Genomic DNA, 13,877 nt, shown 5'->3' on the forward strand with positions numbered 1-13,877 from the left:
AAGCAGGCTGTTGCCTTGATTCCGGGCAGATTGCCGCGCAGGTCATTCCCGATTGTTCAACAAAACTGTCACGACTGTCAGATAATCGTTGACGGATCACGGAATCGTGGCAGGCTGGTGACAATCAACAACAGTCCGACACGGGGAAACATCCATGACCACCGACCGCAGCGTTGCGGCCGCCAGCCTTCGCGGAGGCCTTCTGGCGGCGATTTTCCTGATGGCGACTTCGGCCATCGGGCCGGGCTTCATCACCCAGACCGCGACCTTCACCGCGCGGATGGGATCGGCCTTCGCTTTCGCGATCCTGGCGTCGATCCTGATCGATTTCGTGGTCCAGCTGAACATCTGGCGCATCACCGCCCTGACCGGCAAGCGCGCGTCGGAAACCGCGAACGCGGCCATTCCCGGCGCGGGCTATCTGCTGACGGCGCTGGTGGTGATCGGCGGGCTGGCCTTCAACGTGGGCAACATCGCGGGCGGCGGGTTGGGCCTGAACGCCATGCTGGGCCTGGACCCCAAGATCGGCGGCGCGATCACCGCGGTGCTGGCCATCGCGATCTTTCTGTCGCGGCAGGCCGGGCTGCTGCTGGACCGGGCGATCATCGGGCTGGGCATCGTGATGATCCTGCTGGTGCTGTTCGTGGCGGTGCAGTCCAACCCCCCGGTGGGCGAGGCGCTGCGCCAGACGATCTGGCCCGACACCATCGACTTCGCCACCATCACCACCATCGTGGGCGGCACGGTCGGCGGATACATCACCTATTCCGGCGCGCACCGTCTGCTGGACAAGGGCCTGACCGGCCCGCACAACCTGACCGCCGTCACCCGCGCGGCGCTGACCGGGATCGCGGTCACGGGCGTCATGCGCTTTGTGCTGTTCCTGGCGATCCTGGGCGTTGTCGCGTCGGGCGTGACGCTGGATCTGTCGTCGCAGGCGGCGAACCCGGCGGCGCAGGCCTTTCAGGCGGCGGCGGGCGATTGGGGGATGCGCGTCTTTGGCGTGGTGTTGTGGGCGGCGGCGCTGACCTCGGTCATCGGGGCGGCCTATACCTCGGTCAGCTTCCTCGACGTGGTGGGCGTACGCAGCGACGCGGCCCGGTCCAAGGCCACGGTGGGTTTCATCGCCTTTTCGCTGGCGGTGTATCTGGCGCTTGGGACGGCACCGGCGGCGATCCTGGTGTTTGTCGGCGGCTTCAACGGGTTGATCCTGCCCATCGGCCTGACGATCTTTACCTATATCGGCTATGCGCGGTCCGACCTGATGGGCGGGCACCGCTACAACCGGGTGCTGCTGGCGCTTGGGGCCATCGTCTGCGCGCTGACCTGGTACATGGGCGCGCGGTCGGTCACCACGATCTTCGCCTTTCTGGGCGTGTAAGGAGGAGCCATGCCAATCGACCTCAACAGCGACCTGGGCGAGGGCTACGGCCCCTGGCCGATGGGGGACGACGCCGCGATGCTGGACATCGTCAGTTCCGCCAACATCGCCTGCGGCTTTCACGCCGGCGACCCGGCGGGGCTGCTGGCGGTGCTGCGACAGGCGGCGGCGCGGGGCGTCGCGGTGGGGGCGCATGTCAGCTATCCCGACCGCGTAGGGTTCGGGCGGCGCACCATGGACGTGGCGCCGGACGACCTGACCGCCGACGTGATCTATCAGATCGGCGCGTTGCAGGGTCTGGCGCGGGCGGCGGGCACGCGGGTCACTTACGTGAAACCGCATGGAGCGCTGTACAACACCATCGCGGATGACGCGCGCCAGGCCGATGCGGTCATCGCGGGCGTCAAGGCGGTCGACCCGTCGCTGGTGCTGATGGGTCTGGCCGGGGCGCCCGTGCTGGACCGCGCGCGCGCCGCGGGCCTGTCGGTGGTGGCCGAGGCCTTCGCCGACCGCGCCTATACCGCCGCGGGCGCGCTGGTGTCGCGCAAGCATACGGGCGCGGTCCTGCATGACGCGGACCTGATCGCGGCCCGCATGCTGCGCCTGGCGACTGAGGGCGTGCTGGAGGCCGAGGATGGCAGCATCCTGCGCCTTGAGGCCGACAGCATCTGCGTGCATGGCGACAGCCCCGGCGCGGTGGCCATCGCCGCCCGGGTCCGCGACGCGCTGATCGCGGGCGGGGTCACCATCGCGCCCTTTGCCAGGGGTGGGGCATGACCCCGGCCGAGGCGCGGCTGGCCGCGCGGCATGGGCCCGCGCGCCCGACCTCGGGTCAGGCGCCGGGGTTTACCCAGTGCAACATGATCTCGCTGCCGCGTGATTGGGCGTGGGATTTCCTGCTGTTTGCGCAGAGGAACCCCAAGCCCTGCCCGGTGCTGGACGTGACCGATCCCGGCAGCCACCGTACCGTCATGGCGCCCGATGCCGACCTGCGCACCGACATTCCGCTGTACCGCATCTGGCGCGACGGCGTGCTGACCGAGGAGGTAACCGACGCCACATCCCACTGGGCCGAACATCCCGACCTGGTGACCTTTCTGATCGGCTGTTCCTTCACCTTCGAAGGGGCGCTGATGGCGGCGGGCATCCCGGTCGCGCATGTCGACCGGGGCTGCAACGTGCCGATGTTTCTGACCGACCGCGACTGTCGCCCCGCGGGGCGGATGTCGGGGCGGCTGGTCGTGTCGATGCGACCGATCCCGGCAGATCGGGTAGCCGAGGCCGCGATGATTTCGGGCCGCACCCCCGCCGTTCACGGCGCCCCGGTGCATGTGGGCCTGCCCGAGGCCCTTGGCATCGCCGACCTACAAAAGCCCGATTTCGGCGACCCGGTGCCGGTGGGTTCGGGTCAGGTGCCGGTCTTCTGGGCCTGCGGGGTGACGCCTCAGGCAGCGGTCATGGCGTCCAAGCCGCCTTTCGCCATCACCCATGCACCGGGGCACATGTTCGTCACGGATGTGCCGGAAACCCGGTGGCAGACATGACCCGCGTCCTGCCCATCGGCCCGCGCGCCTTTCTGGTCGAGTTGGCCGATCTGGACGCGACGCTGGCGCTGTTCGACGCGCTGGCGGCCGATCCGGTCGCGGGCGTGGCCGAGATCGTGCCCGCCGCCCGCACGCTGATGGTCACCACGGGTCCCGGCGTGGCCGCCGATGCCGCCCTGGCCCGCGCCGTGCTGGCCCGCCAGCCCGCCCCCGGCACCATGCCTGCGACGCGGGCAACCGAGACGGTCGAGATCCCCGTGACCTATGACGGCGAGGATCTGGCCGAGGTCGCATCCCTGATGCGCCTGACCACGGATGAGGTCATCGCCGCCCATCAGGCCGCGACCTGGCAGGTGGCCTTTTGCGGCTTTGCACCCGGGTTCGCCTACATGACCTGCGCCGATGCGCGGTTCGACCTGCCGCGCCGCTCCGCCCCGCGCACGAAGATCCCGGCGGGGTCGGTCGCGCTGGCGGGGCGGTTCTGTGGCATCTATCCGCAGGCCAGCCCCGGCGGCTGGCAGCTGATCGGCCGGACCGAGGTGCCGATGTTCGACCTGACCCGCGACGTCCCCGCCCTGCTGCGCCCCGGCGTCAGGGCGCGCTTTGTCACCGGCCATGCGCGCGTCCATGCCGTGACCGTCCCCGACCCCGCACCGGTGACCGGCCTGCGCGTGGTCCAGACCGCCTTTCCGATCCTGGTGCAGGATGCCGGGCGCATGGGTCAGGCGGGCCAGGGGGTCAGCGCATCCGGCGCGCTGGACTTGGCCGCACTGCGCCGCGCGAACCGTGCGGTGGGCAACCCGGCGGGGGAGGCCGCGCTGGAGATCACGCTTGGCCCCGTCCGCCTGCGGGCGGAGGTGGCGATGACCCTGGCTCTGACCGGTGCCGCGACCGCCTGCGTCAGCGGGCGGGCCCAACCCGTGGCCTTTGCGCTGGATGCGGGCGACGAGGTGACCATCGACCCGCCGGCCCGTGGCATGCGCAGCTATCTGGCGATGCGTGGGGGGTTCGACGTGGCCCCCGTGCTGGGCTCCTGCGCCACCGACACGCTGGCGCAGATCGGCCCGACCCCGCTGGTGGCGGGCGATGCGCTGGCCCCGGCGGGCCGCGCGGCGGGGGCGGTGACCGACCCCGGCCCTGGACCGACGCTGCCGCAGGCCGGCGATGTCGTGACACTGCCCGTGACACTGGGGCCGCGCACCGATTGGTTTGATGCGGCCACCGTGGCGCGGTTCCTGAGCCAGCAGTGGTCGGTGACGCCGCAATCGTCGCGCGTGGGCATCCGCCTGTCGGGCGAGGCGCTGACCCGCGACGACGCCCGCGAACTGCCAAGCGAGGGCACGGCGACCGGCGCGATCCAGGTGCCTCATTCCGGCCAGCCGGTGCTGTTTCTGGCCGACCACCCGCTGACCGGCGGCTATCCGGTCATCGCGACGCTGCACCCCTCGGCGCTGGATCTGGCGGGACAGCTGCCGCCCGGCACGCGCATCCGCTTTGCTGCCGACACGCCCTTTACCGATATCGACCCGGAGGCACATGATGTTTCGTGACACCCCCCTGACCCCCATCCGCCGCATCCTGATCGCCAATCGCGGAGAGATCGCCCTGCGCGTCATCCGCGCCTGCGCCGATGAAGGCATCGAATCGGTGGCGATCTATGCCGATCCCGACCGCGACGCGCCCTTTGTCCGCGCCGCCGATCAGGCCTGGGCGCTGGAGGGGCACCGCCCCGCCGACACCTATCTGGACGCGGCCAAAGTCCTGGCCATCGCCGCCCGCGCGCAGGTCGACACGATCCATCCGGGATATGGGTTCCTGTCGGAGAATGCCGATTTCGCCCGCGCGGTGCAGGCGGCAGGCATCCTGTGGATCGGGCCTGATCCCGACGTGATCGACGCGCTTGGCGACAAGATCCGCGCGCGAGAGATCGCGCAGGCCGTGGGCGCGCCCTTGGTCGCGGGCAGCCCCGGTCCCATCGCCAGCGGGGCTGAGGCGCTGGCATTCGCCCGCGAGCACGGCCTGCCGCTGGCCATCAAGGCGGCCTTCGGCGGCGGCGGGCGCGGCATGCGCGTCGCCCGCGATTTGGACGAGGTCGAGGAGCTGTTCGACGCCGCCACGCGCGAGGCAGTCACCGCCTTCGGACGCGGCGAATGCTATGTCGAGCAGTTCCTGGACCGCCCCCGCCATATCGAGGCGCAGGTGCTGGCCGACCGGCACGGCACGGTCAAGGTGCTGGGCACCCGCGACTGTTCGCTGCAGCGGCGCAACCAGAAGCTGGTCGAGGAGGCGCCCGCGCCCTTTCTTTCCGACGACCAGCGCACGCGCATCCATGACAGCGCCCGCGCCATCTGCGCCCATGCGGGCTACAGCGGCGCGGGCACGGTCGAATTTCTGCTGTCCGCCAATGGCACCATCAGCTTTCTGGAGGTGAACACCCGACTGCAGGTCGAACACCCCGTGACCGAGGAGACGACCGGCATCGACATCGTCCGCGCGATGATCCGCGTGGCGCAAGGCGCGCGCCTGACCGATGACAGCGTGCCCGAACTCACCGGCCACGCGATCGAGTTCCGCATCAATGCGGAGGACCCCGGCCGCGGCTTTCTGCCCACGCCCGGCCCGATCACGCTGTGGTCGGCGCCCGGCGGCATCGGCATCCGGCTGGACAGCGGCGTCGAACAGGGCGGCCAGGTCGCGGGCCAGTTCGATTCGATGATGGCCAAGCTGATCGTGACCGGCCCCGACCGCGCCACCGCTATCGCCCGCGCCCGCCGCGCCCTGCGCGAGTTCCGCATCGAAGGCGTGGCCTCGGTCCTGCCGTTCCACCGCGCGGTGCTGGAGGCGCCGGAGTTCACCGACGCGTTCGCCGTCCACACCCGCTGGATCGAGACCGATTTCGCCGACCGACTGGCCGCCGCCGTCCAGCCCGCAGGCCGCGTGACGCCCGCCCCGGACCAGCCGATGCTGCGCCTGTCGATCGAGATCGACGGCAGGCGCCATGATCTGGCCCTGCCCCAGGGCCTGCTGGCGGCCGGCACCCCCGCGGCCCCCGCGCCCGAGGAGGCGGCCGTCGATGCCGATGCCGTCACCGCCCCCGTCGCGGGCACGCTGTCGCTGTGGCAGGCCCCGGACGGCGCGCAGGTCGAGGCGGGCCAGGTCATCGCCGTGATCGAGGCGATGAAGATGGAGACGCGCATCGAGGCACCCCATGCCGGCACCCTGACCCGCATCGCGCCCGAAGGCGCGACCTTGGCCCACGGCGCGCCCCTCTGCCGCATTACGCGCTGAGCGGTCCCTTCGGGGCGGCCGCCTGCCCCGAAGGAACCACTGCTGGCGCTTCGCCCACGAACGGACCCCGGCCTTGGGCGTTGACCCGCGGCGGGCGGGGGTCTGCTTTCCGGCCCATGCCCGGCGGTGATCCGGCAACCCCGGCCCGCACGCCACGGACGGCAGGTCCCCCACCCTTATCCGCGCCGAAAGGCCCGCCGCCGTGGACAGGGCGGCACCGTCAGCGCCCGGTTTCCGGGGTGGAAATACGCCCTCCGCGGGTCGGGTGCGACGTGATGTGACCCTGCGGAGGATGGAACCGGACGCAGTCCCGCCGGTTGCCCCCGCGAACAAAGGAGACGTCATGTCCACGATCACCACCACCAATCCCGCGACCGGCGAGACCGTCGAGACCTATCCGATGATGTCCGAGGCGCAGGCCACCGCCAAGCTGGAGGCCGCGCATGCCGCCTTTCTACAGTGGCGCAGCGTCCCCCATGCCGAACGGGCACCCTATCTGACCAAAATCGCCCAGACCCTGCGCGACAACGCCGATGATCTGGCCGCGCTGATGACCCGCGAGACTGGCAAGCTGCTGAAGGACGGCCTGCGTGAGGTCGAGCTGTGCGCGGCGCTGTTCGACCATGCCGCCAGCACCGGCCCCGACCTGCTTGCCGTTGAGGAACGCACCCATGGCAAGGGCTCTCGCGGTGTCGTCACCTATCAGCCGGTCGGCGTGATCTATTCGATCCAGCCGTGGAACTTCCCGCTGTATCAGCCGGTCCGCGTGCTGGCCGACAATCTCATGGCGGGCAATGCCTGCGTGCTGAAACATGCCAGCATCTGCACCGGCACAGGCCTGCGCCTGCGCGAACTGTGCATTGAGGCCGGCCTACCCAAGGATCTGTTCCAGGTCATCCTGATCGACCACGACGTCAGCGACGCGCTGATCGCCCATCCGCTGGTGCGCGGCGTGACGATGACGGGCAGCGACGGGGCCGGGCGCCATGTCGGCGCGACCGCCGCCAAGGCGCTGAAAAAGACCGTGCTGGAGCTGGGCTCCAACGACGCCTATCTGGTGCTGTCGGATGCCGATATCGAGACGGCGGTGAAGTTCTCGGTCATGGGGCGTCTGTACAATAACGGGCAGACCTGCGTGTCGGCCAAGCGGTTCATCGTCACCGATGCGGTCTATGACGCCTATGTCGCGGCGATGGAGAAGATCGCGATGGGCGATCCGACGCAGGACGGCACCGAACTGGGCCCGCTGTCCAGCACCGATCAGCGCGACACCGTGGCCGAACAGGTCCGCGACAGCGTCGCCAAGGGCGCCACGGTGCTGTGCGGCGGCACGGTGCCGGACCGCACGGGCGCCTATTACCCCGCCACGGTGCTGGCCGATGTCGCGCCCGGCATGCCCGCCCACGACGACGAGATCTTCGGCCCCGTCGCTGCCGTCATTCGCGCCAAGGACGACGAGGACGCGATGCGCATTGCCAATGCCAGCCGCTATGGCCTGGGCGGCGGCATCTTCTGCCGGGACGAAGAACGCGCGCTGCGCCTGGCGCGCGATCATTTCGACACCGGCATGGTCCGCATCAACTCGTTCGGGGCGGCCGATCCGAACATGCCCTTCGGCGGGGTCAAGGATTCCGGCTATGGCCGCGAACATGGCGGCTTCGGCATGAAGGAATTCGTCAACATCAAGGCGATCTTCCTGCCCTGACGCGCCGATACGACAGCGTCGCGCCCGGGGTCACCCCCGGGCCGCGCAACCACGGAAAGGACAGACCATGCCCATGACCATCCTCATCGCCGGCGCGACCGGCAAGACCGGCCTGCTGCTGACGCGGGATCTGCTGGATCAGGGGCACCGCGTCGTGGCGCTGGTGCGAGAGACATCGGACACCGCAAGCCTGCCGCAGGGGGTGACCCTGCGCCACGGCGATCTGACCGACCTACCACCCGGCATCTGCGACGGCGCCGATGCGGTGATCTTTGCCGCCGGGTCGGGCGGCGCGACCGGCCCCGAAATGACGGACAGGGTCGATCGCGACGGCGCGATGCGCCTGATCGACCGGGCACGGGAGGCGGGCGTCGGCCGCTTTGTCATGCTCAGTTCGGTGGGGGCGGATCAGGCCAATCCGACCGGCGATCTGGCCCATTACCTCAAGGCCAAGCATGACGCCGACGCCCATCTGCGCGGCGCGGGCCTGACCTACGCCATCCTGCGCCCCGTCGCGCTGACCGATGCGGGTCGCAGCGCAGATGTCATCCTGGGCGACGCCGTGGACCGCACGGCTTCGGCCAGCTGCGCCGATGTGGCCGCCCTGCTGGCGGAGGCCGCGACAACGGGCCGGTTCGACGGGCAATCGCTGGACATGCAGTCGGCCTGACCACCGCGCGGTGGTCAGGCGCGCGCGCGATCCCGGCAGACCCCGGATTGCGCGATGATCTCCCGGACCAGGTGTTCGCGGCGATAGGCCATCACATGCACGCCGCTGACGCCGGCGATCTGGCGGATCTGCTGGATCAGCTCGATGCACAGGCGCTTGCCCTCCTCTCCGGGGTCGGCGGCGCGGTCCAGACGGTCGATCACCGCATCGGGGATGTGGATGCCCGGCACGTTGCTGCGCATCCACCGCGCCGCCCTGCCCGAGGCCAGCGGCCCCACCCCCGCCAGGATGAACACCCGCCGATCCAGGCCCAGATCGCGCACCCGCGCCATGAACCGTTCGAACACCGGGATGTCGAAGATATAGTTGGTCTGAATGAAATCCGCCCCCGCCTCGACCTTTTTCGCCAGGCGGTCGGGGCGCCAGTCCAGCGGCGCGATGCAGGGGTTCTCTGCCGCGCCCAGGAACATGCGCGGCGGGCTGGTGATGCGGCGGCCCGACAGGAACACGCCATCGTCGCGCATCGTGCGGATCGTGCGCAGCAGAGAGATGGAATCCAGGTCGAACACTGGCCGCGCGCCGGGCTGATCGCCCACGCCCACCCCGTCGCCGGTCAGGCACAGCACGTTGCGCACCCCCATCGCCGCCGCCCCCAGCACGTCGCCCTGAATGGCGATGCGGTTCCGGTCCCGGCACGATATCTGATAGACGGTCCCATAGCCCGCCCGCGTCAGCAGGGCCGAAATTCCGATGGACGACATGTGGCAATTGGCGCCCGAGGCGTCGGTCGCGTTGATCGCGTCGGCCACCTCGGCCAGGGGGCGTGCGGCGGTGAACACATCGGCGGGATCGGCGCTGTCGGGCGGGTTCAGCTCGGCCGTGACGGCGAAATGGCCCTGGCGCAGCACCCGCTCCAATCGGCTGCTCGAGACGTGGCCGGGCGGCGGCGTGTCATAGCTGGGCTGCCAGCGGGCAAAGTCGGGGGGCGTGGCGTCGGTCATCGCCCGACCCCACGGTCGCTGGCGCGGGGCGGTTCGGGGGCCAGGGGGGCCGCGGCGGGCTCATGGGCGCGGGCGCGGGGAAAGGCGCGGGCGATGGTGTCGCGCGGCGCGTCGGTCGGCCCGCCGGGCATGGCGGCCTTTTCGCGCGCGACCCGCAGCCAGGAGGACGACCCCTCCAGGCTGCGGTTCACCGGCGGCTGGACATCGCTGATCTGGCCGCCGCCGCGCATTCGGGCCGCCCCCTCCCAGGCCATGACCCAGACACAGCGCATCTGCGGCTTGACCTCGCAGAACCCGCCGGGTCGCACGCCGCCGCAGGGGCCGTTGCGCAAGGTCTTGGGGCAGTTCATCGGGCACGACATGCCGGTCGATGACAGCACGCATTGCCCGCACATCCGGCAATCGAACAGCAGGCCCTTGGTCAGCCTTTCAACCGCCGCGACCGGGCGTTCCAGCCGGTCATAGCCGATGCGCCGGAACAGCGGGTCCATCGCCACCAGCGCCCGTTCGAACCGGACATAGACCCATTCAAAGGCCCGGGCGTGGCGCACAGCGAAACTGCGGATGCGCTCCATCGCTCAGGCCCGATCCGTGGCCGGGCGCGGCGCGGTTGCGTCCGCCGCCATCCTCCGCGCCTCGTCGCGCAGCACGAATTTCTGGATCTTGCCGGTCGATGTGCGCGGGACCGGGGCAAAGACCACCCGCGCCGGGATCTTGTAGGGGGCCAGATGCGCCCGGCACCAAGCCAGCAGGGCCGCGGCGTCAGCCTGCGCGTCGGGGGCCAGCTCGACAAAGGCGCAGGGGCGTTCGCCCCACTTGTCGCAGGGCATCGCCACCACCGCGCAGACGGCGACGGCGGGGTGGCGATACAGCGCCTCCTCGACCTCGATGGACGAGATGTTCTCGCCGCCCGAGATGATGATGTCCTTGGACCGGTCTTTGAGCTGGACATAGCCGTCGGGATGGATCACCCCCAGATCGCCCGAATGGAACCACCCACCCCGGAACGCCTCCGCCGTGGCGGCAGGGTTGCGGAAATAGCCCTTCATCACGACATTGCCTCGGAACATCACCTCTCCGATGGTCCGGCCGTCGCGGGGAACGGGCTGCATCGTGTCGGGGTCCAGCACGTCCAGCCCTTCCAGCGGCAGATAGCGCACGCCTTGGCGCGCCTTGAGCGCCGCCTGACGGTCCGGGGGCAGGTCCGACCAATCGGCATGCCAGTCGTTGACCACCGCCGGGCCATAGGTTTCGGTCAGCCCATAAAGATGCGTCACCTCGAACCCCGCATCGCGCATGTCGGCCAGCACCTTTTCCGGCGGGGGCGCGGCGGCGGTCATGAACTGCACCGGACAACCCAGGTCGCGGCGGATGCCCGGCCCGGCGCCGATCAGCAGCGACATGACGATGGGCGCCCCGCACAGATGCGTCACCCCCAGATCGGCCAGCGCCGCCCAGATCGGCTCGGCCCGCACCTGCCGAAGGCAGACTTGGGTGCCGATCACCGCCGACAGCGTCCAGGGAAAGCACCAGCCGTTGCAGTGAAACATCGGCAGGGTCCACAGATAGACCGCGTGCTTGCCCATCGCCGTGGTCAGCACATTGCCCTGCGCCAGCAGATACGCGCCCCGATGATGCGACACGACCCCCTTTGGATCTCCCGTCGTCCCCGAGGTATAGTTGATCGAGATGGCGTCCCATTCGTCCAGCGGCATCAGCCAGGCGAATGCCGGATCGCCGCCGTCCAGAAAGCGGTCGTAATCCATGTCGCAGGCCCCGACGGGCGGGCCCGGACTTTCCGGATCAACGCTGACGACGACCAGCGGCGTCCCCTGCGCCAGATCCAGCGCCTGACGCAGCAGGGGCAGGAATTCGGCATCGACGATCACCACGCGCGACCCGGCATGGTCCAGCTGAAAGGCGATGATCGCCGCATCCAGCCGCGTGTTGATCGAATGCAGGACCGCGCCGCTCATCGGGACGCCGTAATGCGCCTCCAGCATGGCGGGCACGTTGGGCAGCAGCACCGACACCGTGTCGCCGCGCCCCACCCCGACCCCCGCCAGCGCCGAGGCCAGCCGCCGCGCCCGCGCATAGAAATCGCGATAGCTGCGGCGGGTGGCGCCATGCACGATCGCCACATGGTCCGGAAAGACGCTGGCGGCGCGTTCCAGAAAGGTCAGGGGCGTCAGCGGCTGGTGATTGGCCGGGTTGCGGTCCAGCCCGATATCATAGGGGTTGGGGCCCATGGCGTCAGCGGTCCTGCCATTCGGGGCTGCGCTTTTCGATGAAGGCGCCGATGCCCTCCTGCGCGTCGCGGGCCAGCATGTTGCGGACCATCACCTGGGATGCGTGGTCATAGGCCTGCGCCAGCGGCATCTCGCGCTGTTCATAAAAGGCGCGCTTGCCCACGGCCAGGGTCATGCCCGATTTCGACGCGATGCGGGCGGCCATCTCCATCACGGCGCCGCGCAGGTCGGCGGGGGGCACGGCGCGGTTGATCAGCCCGATCTCGGCCGCGCGCGCTGCGGGCGTCATGTCGCCGGTCAGCAGCATCTCCATCGCGTGCTTGGGGGCGACGTTGCGCGACAGGGCGACCATCGGCGTGGAGCAGAACAGCCCGATATGCACCCCCGGCGTGCTGAAGCGGGCATCATCGGCCGCAATGGCCAGATCGCAGCTGGCCACCAGCTGGCATCCGGCGGCGGTGGCGACGCCCGTGACCTCGGCGATGACGGGTCTGGGATAGGCCACGATGGCCTGCATGACGCCCGAACACAGCGCCATGATCCGCGCGAAATAGGCGCGTCCGCCATCGGGCGCGTCCCGCGCCGCGGTCAGCTGCTTCAGGTCGTGGCCCGCGCAGAAGGCGGGCCCCATCGCGGCCACCACGATCACCCGCACCGCCGGATCGGTGCCTGCCTGCGCCAGCGCCGTGGCCAGCGCCTCCAGCATCTCCTCGGACAGGGCGTTGCGACGGGGCACGTCGTTCAGGGTCAGGCGCAGGATGCCCGCCCGGTCCAGGTCGTGTAGCAGGATGGGGTCTCCCGGATGTGACATGTCCCGTGCTCCTTGGTCGGGGTGGCGGTTCAGGCGGCGGCGATGGTCTTTTTCGGATCGTAGAAGGGCCGTTCGACGATGGTGGCGTCCAGCAGGCCGGTCCGGGTCCGAACCTGGACCCGCGCGCCGATCTGCGCCGCATCGGCCGACAGCATCGCCAGCGCGATGTTCTGGCCAAGCCGCGGCGAATGGATGGCCGAGGTGACCTTGCCCACGGTCCGGTCCCCGTTCGTGACGGGCCAGAAGGTGGTGTTCGGCCCCTTCAGCGGCGCGCCCTCGATCACCAGACCGACCTGCCGGCGGGTCGGACCCATGGCCCTGATCTGGCGCAGCGCGTCCTTGCCGATGAAATCGGCCTCGATCTCCAGGTTGACCAGGCGGTCCAGCCCCAGCTCATAGGGGTTGGTGTCGATATCCGCATCGGCGTGATAGGACAGCATCCCCCCCTCGATCCGGCGGATGGAGGAGGTATGCCCAGGCTTCAGCCCCAGGGGCGCGCCCGCGGCCATGATCTTTTCCCACAGGTCGTCGCCGCGGCTGCCGTCCTGCAGATACAGCTCGTATCCCAGCTCGCTGGACCAGCCGGTGCGCGACACGATCAGCGGGATGCCGTCCAACTCGACCCGGCGCAGCCAGTAATAGCGCAGGTCCATGATACCGTCGCCGAACAGTGCGCGCATCACCTCGCCCGATTTCGGCCCCTGCAACTGCAGCGGCGACACGTCCGGCTCTCTGATCGTGACGTCCATGCCTGAATGCACCGCAACCCGCTGCGCCCATAGCAGGATGTCACTGTCCGCCAGCGATATCCAGAAATGGTTTTCCGCCAGCCGCAACAGGATCGGGTCGTTCAGGATGCCACCCTGGGCATTGGTGATCAGCACGTATTTGCACTGTCCCACCGCCATCTTCGACAGGTCGCGCGGCGTCAGCATTTGCACGAACCGCGCGGCGTCGGGGCCGGTGATCTCGACCTGGCGTTCGACGGCCACGTCACACAGGATCGCGTCATTGATCAGGTTCCAGAAGTTCTGCACCGGATCGCCGAAATCGCGCGGGATATACATGTGGTTATAGACCGAGAACCCCGTGGCCCCCCACCGCACCGTCGCGTCGAAATAGGGGGATTTGCGGATCTGCGTGCCAAAGCCGAAATCATCTGTCTGCGTCATCTGTCGTTGTCCTGCGCGGAATGTGGGGCCGGAGCAGCCCGGCGATGCCCAGGGCG

At 69.6% G+C, this 13,877-nt stretch carries 12 protein-coding genes; 7 read left to right on the forward strand and 5 right to left on the reverse strand.

Annotation, left to right across the window (positions count from 1 at the left end; all coding sequences use genetic code 11):
• Positions 1-154 precede the first annotated feature (154 nt).
• From ABS73_RS14550 to ABS73_RS14580, 7 genes are all read left to right on the forward strand, one after another.
• Complete coding sequence (locus ABS73_RS14550; protein WP_136856448.1) at positions 155-1,381, forward strand: NRAMP family divalent metal transporter; 1,227 nt, start codon at positions 155-157, stop codon at positions 1,379-1,381.
• 9 nt (positions 1,382-1,390) lie between these two features.
• Entirely contained in the window at positions 1,391-2,158 is a 768-nt protein-coding gene (locus ABS73_RS14555) for a LamB/YcsF family protein (RefSeq protein WP_277021824.1), read from the forward strand.
• Positions 2,155-2,925, forward strand: a complete 771-nt coding sequence (locus tag ABS73_RS14560; RefSeq protein WP_277021826.1) for a putative hydro-lyase — start codon at positions 2,155-2,157, stop codon at positions 2,923-2,925. The genes ABS73_RS14555 and ABS73_RS14560 overlap by 4 nt, the downstream gene beginning before the upstream one ends.
• Positions 2,922-4,475 (forward strand): 5-oxoprolinase subunit B/C family protein, encoded by a 1,554-nt coding sequence (locus tag ABS73_RS14565; RefSeq protein ID WP_277021829.1) that lies wholly within the window; start codon positions 2,922-2,924, stop codon positions 4,473-4,475. The genes ABS73_RS14560 and ABS73_RS14565 overlap by 4 nt, the downstream gene beginning before the upstream one ends.
• Positions 4,465-6,213 (forward strand): acetyl/propionyl/methylcrotonyl-CoA carboxylase subunit alpha, encoded by a 1,749-nt coding sequence (locus tag ABS73_RS14570; protein ID WP_286693534.1) that lies wholly within the window; start codon positions 4,465-4,467, stop codon positions 6,211-6,213. The genes ABS73_RS14565 and ABS73_RS14570 overlap by 11 nt, the downstream gene beginning before the upstream one ends.
• Before the next feature lie 343 nt (positions 6,214-6,556).
• Positions 6,557-7,918 (forward strand): NAD-dependent succinate-semialdehyde dehydrogenase, encoded by a 1,362-nt coding sequence (locus tag ABS73_RS14575; protein ID WP_277021835.1) that lies wholly within the window; start codon positions 6,557-6,559, stop codon positions 7,916-7,918.
• A 73-nt stretch (positions 7,919-7,991) separates the two neighbouring features.
• On the forward strand, positions 7,992-8,588 hold the full coding sequence (locus tag ABS73_RS14580; protein WP_277021838.1) for an SDR family oxidoreductase: 597 nt from the start codon (positions 7,992-7,994) through the stop codon (positions 8,586-8,588).
• A gap of 14 nt (positions 8,589-8,602) precedes the next feature.
• On the opposite strand, the gene ABS73_RS14585 is transcribed toward ABS73_RS14580, so the two are convergent.
• From ABS73_RS14585 to ABS73_RS14605, 5 genes are read right to left on the reverse strand one after another with little or no spacing between them, the layout of a single operon-like run.
• Positions 8,603-9,589 carry a methylenetetrahydrofolate reductase gene (locus ABS73_RS14585; protein WP_277021841.1) on the reverse strand — a complete coding sequence of 329 codons (987 nt, stop codon included), beginning with the start codon at positions 9,587-9,589 and terminating at the stop codon, positions 8,603-8,605.
• On the reverse strand, positions 9,586-10,164 hold the full coding sequence (locus ABS73_RS14590; RefSeq protein WP_277021844.1) for a methylenetetrahydrofolate reductase C-terminal domain-containing protein: 579 nt from the start codon (positions 10,162-10,164) through the stop codon (positions 9,586-9,588). Before ABS73_RS14590 ends, ABS73_RS14585 begins: the two co-directional genes overlap by 4 nt.
• Before the next feature lie 3 nt (positions 10,165-10,167).
• On the reverse strand, positions 10,168-11,838 hold the full coding sequence (locus tag ABS73_RS14595) for an acyl-CoA synthetase (RefSeq protein ID WP_277021846.1): 1,671 nt from the start codon (positions 11,836-11,838) through the stop codon (positions 10,168-10,170).
• 4 nt (positions 11,839-11,842) lie between these two features.
• Positions 11,843-12,649: an enoyl-CoA hydratase gene (locus tag ABS73_RS14600; protein ID WP_277021848.1), complete on the reverse strand. Its 807-nt coding sequence runs from the start codon at positions 12,647-12,649 to the stop codon at positions 11,843-11,845.
• Positions 12,650-12,678: 29 nt separating this feature from the next.
• Positions 12,679-13,821 (reverse strand): glycine cleavage T C-terminal barrel domain-containing protein, encoded by a 1,143-nt coding sequence (locus ABS73_RS14605; protein WP_277021850.1) that lies wholly within the window; start codon positions 13,819-13,821, stop codon positions 12,679-12,681.
• Positions 13,822-13,877 lie beyond the last annotated feature (56 nt).

It is taken from the genome of Paracoccus sp. SCN 68-21 (genome assembly GCF_001724535.1).
In the GTDB taxonomy this organism is placed as follows: Bacteria; Pseudomonadota; Alphaproteobacteria; order Rhodobacterales; family Rhodobacteraceae; genus Paracoccus; species Paracoccus hibiscisoli.

Coding starts and splice junctions, on each gene's coding strand:
- ABS73_RS14550 (WP_136856448.1), top strand. CDS start 155: ATGACCACCGACCGCAGCGTTGCGGCCGCCAGCCTTCGCGGAGGCCTT.
- ABS73_RS14555 (WP_277021824.1), top strand. CDS start 1,391: ATGCCAATCGACCTCAACAGCGACCTGGGCGAGGGCTACGGCCCCTGG.
- ABS73_RS14560 (WP_277021826.1), top strand. CDS start 2,155: ATGACCCCGGCCGAGGCGCGGCTGGCCGCGCGGCATGGGCCCGCGCGC.
- ABS73_RS14565 (WP_277021829.1), top strand. CDS start 2,922: ATGACCCGCGTCCTGCCCATCGGCCCGCGCGCCTTTCTGGTCGAGTTG.
- ABS73_RS14570 (WP_286693534.1), top strand. CDS start 4,465: ATGTTTCGTGACACCCCCCTGACCCCCATCCGCCGCATCCTGATCGCC.
- ABS73_RS14575 (WP_277021835.1), top strand. CDS start 6,557: ATGTCCACGATCACCACCACCAATCCCGCGACCGGCGAGACCGTCGAG.
- ABS73_RS14580 (WP_277021838.1), top strand. CDS start 7,992: ATGACCATCCTCATCGCCGGCGCGACCGGCAAGACCGGCCTGCTGCTG.
- ABS73_RS14585 (WP_277021841.1), bottom strand. CDS start 9,589: ATGACCGACGCCACGCCCCCCGACTTTGCCCGCTGGCAGCCCAGCTAT.
- ABS73_RS14590 (WP_277021844.1), bottom strand. CDS start 10,164: ATGGAGCGCATCCGCAGTTTCGCTGTGCGCCACGCCCGGGCCTTTGAA.
- ABS73_RS14595 (WP_277021846.1), bottom strand. CDS start 11,838: ATGGGCCCCAACCCCTATGATATCGGGCTGGACCGCAACCCGGCCAAT.
- ABS73_RS14600 (WP_277021848.1), bottom strand. CDS start 12,649: ATGTCACATCCGGGAGACCCCATCCTGCTACACGACCTGGACCGGGCG.
- ABS73_RS14605 (WP_277021850.1), bottom strand. CDS start 13,821: ATGACGCAGACAGATGATTTCGGCTTTGGCACGCAGATCCGCAAATCC.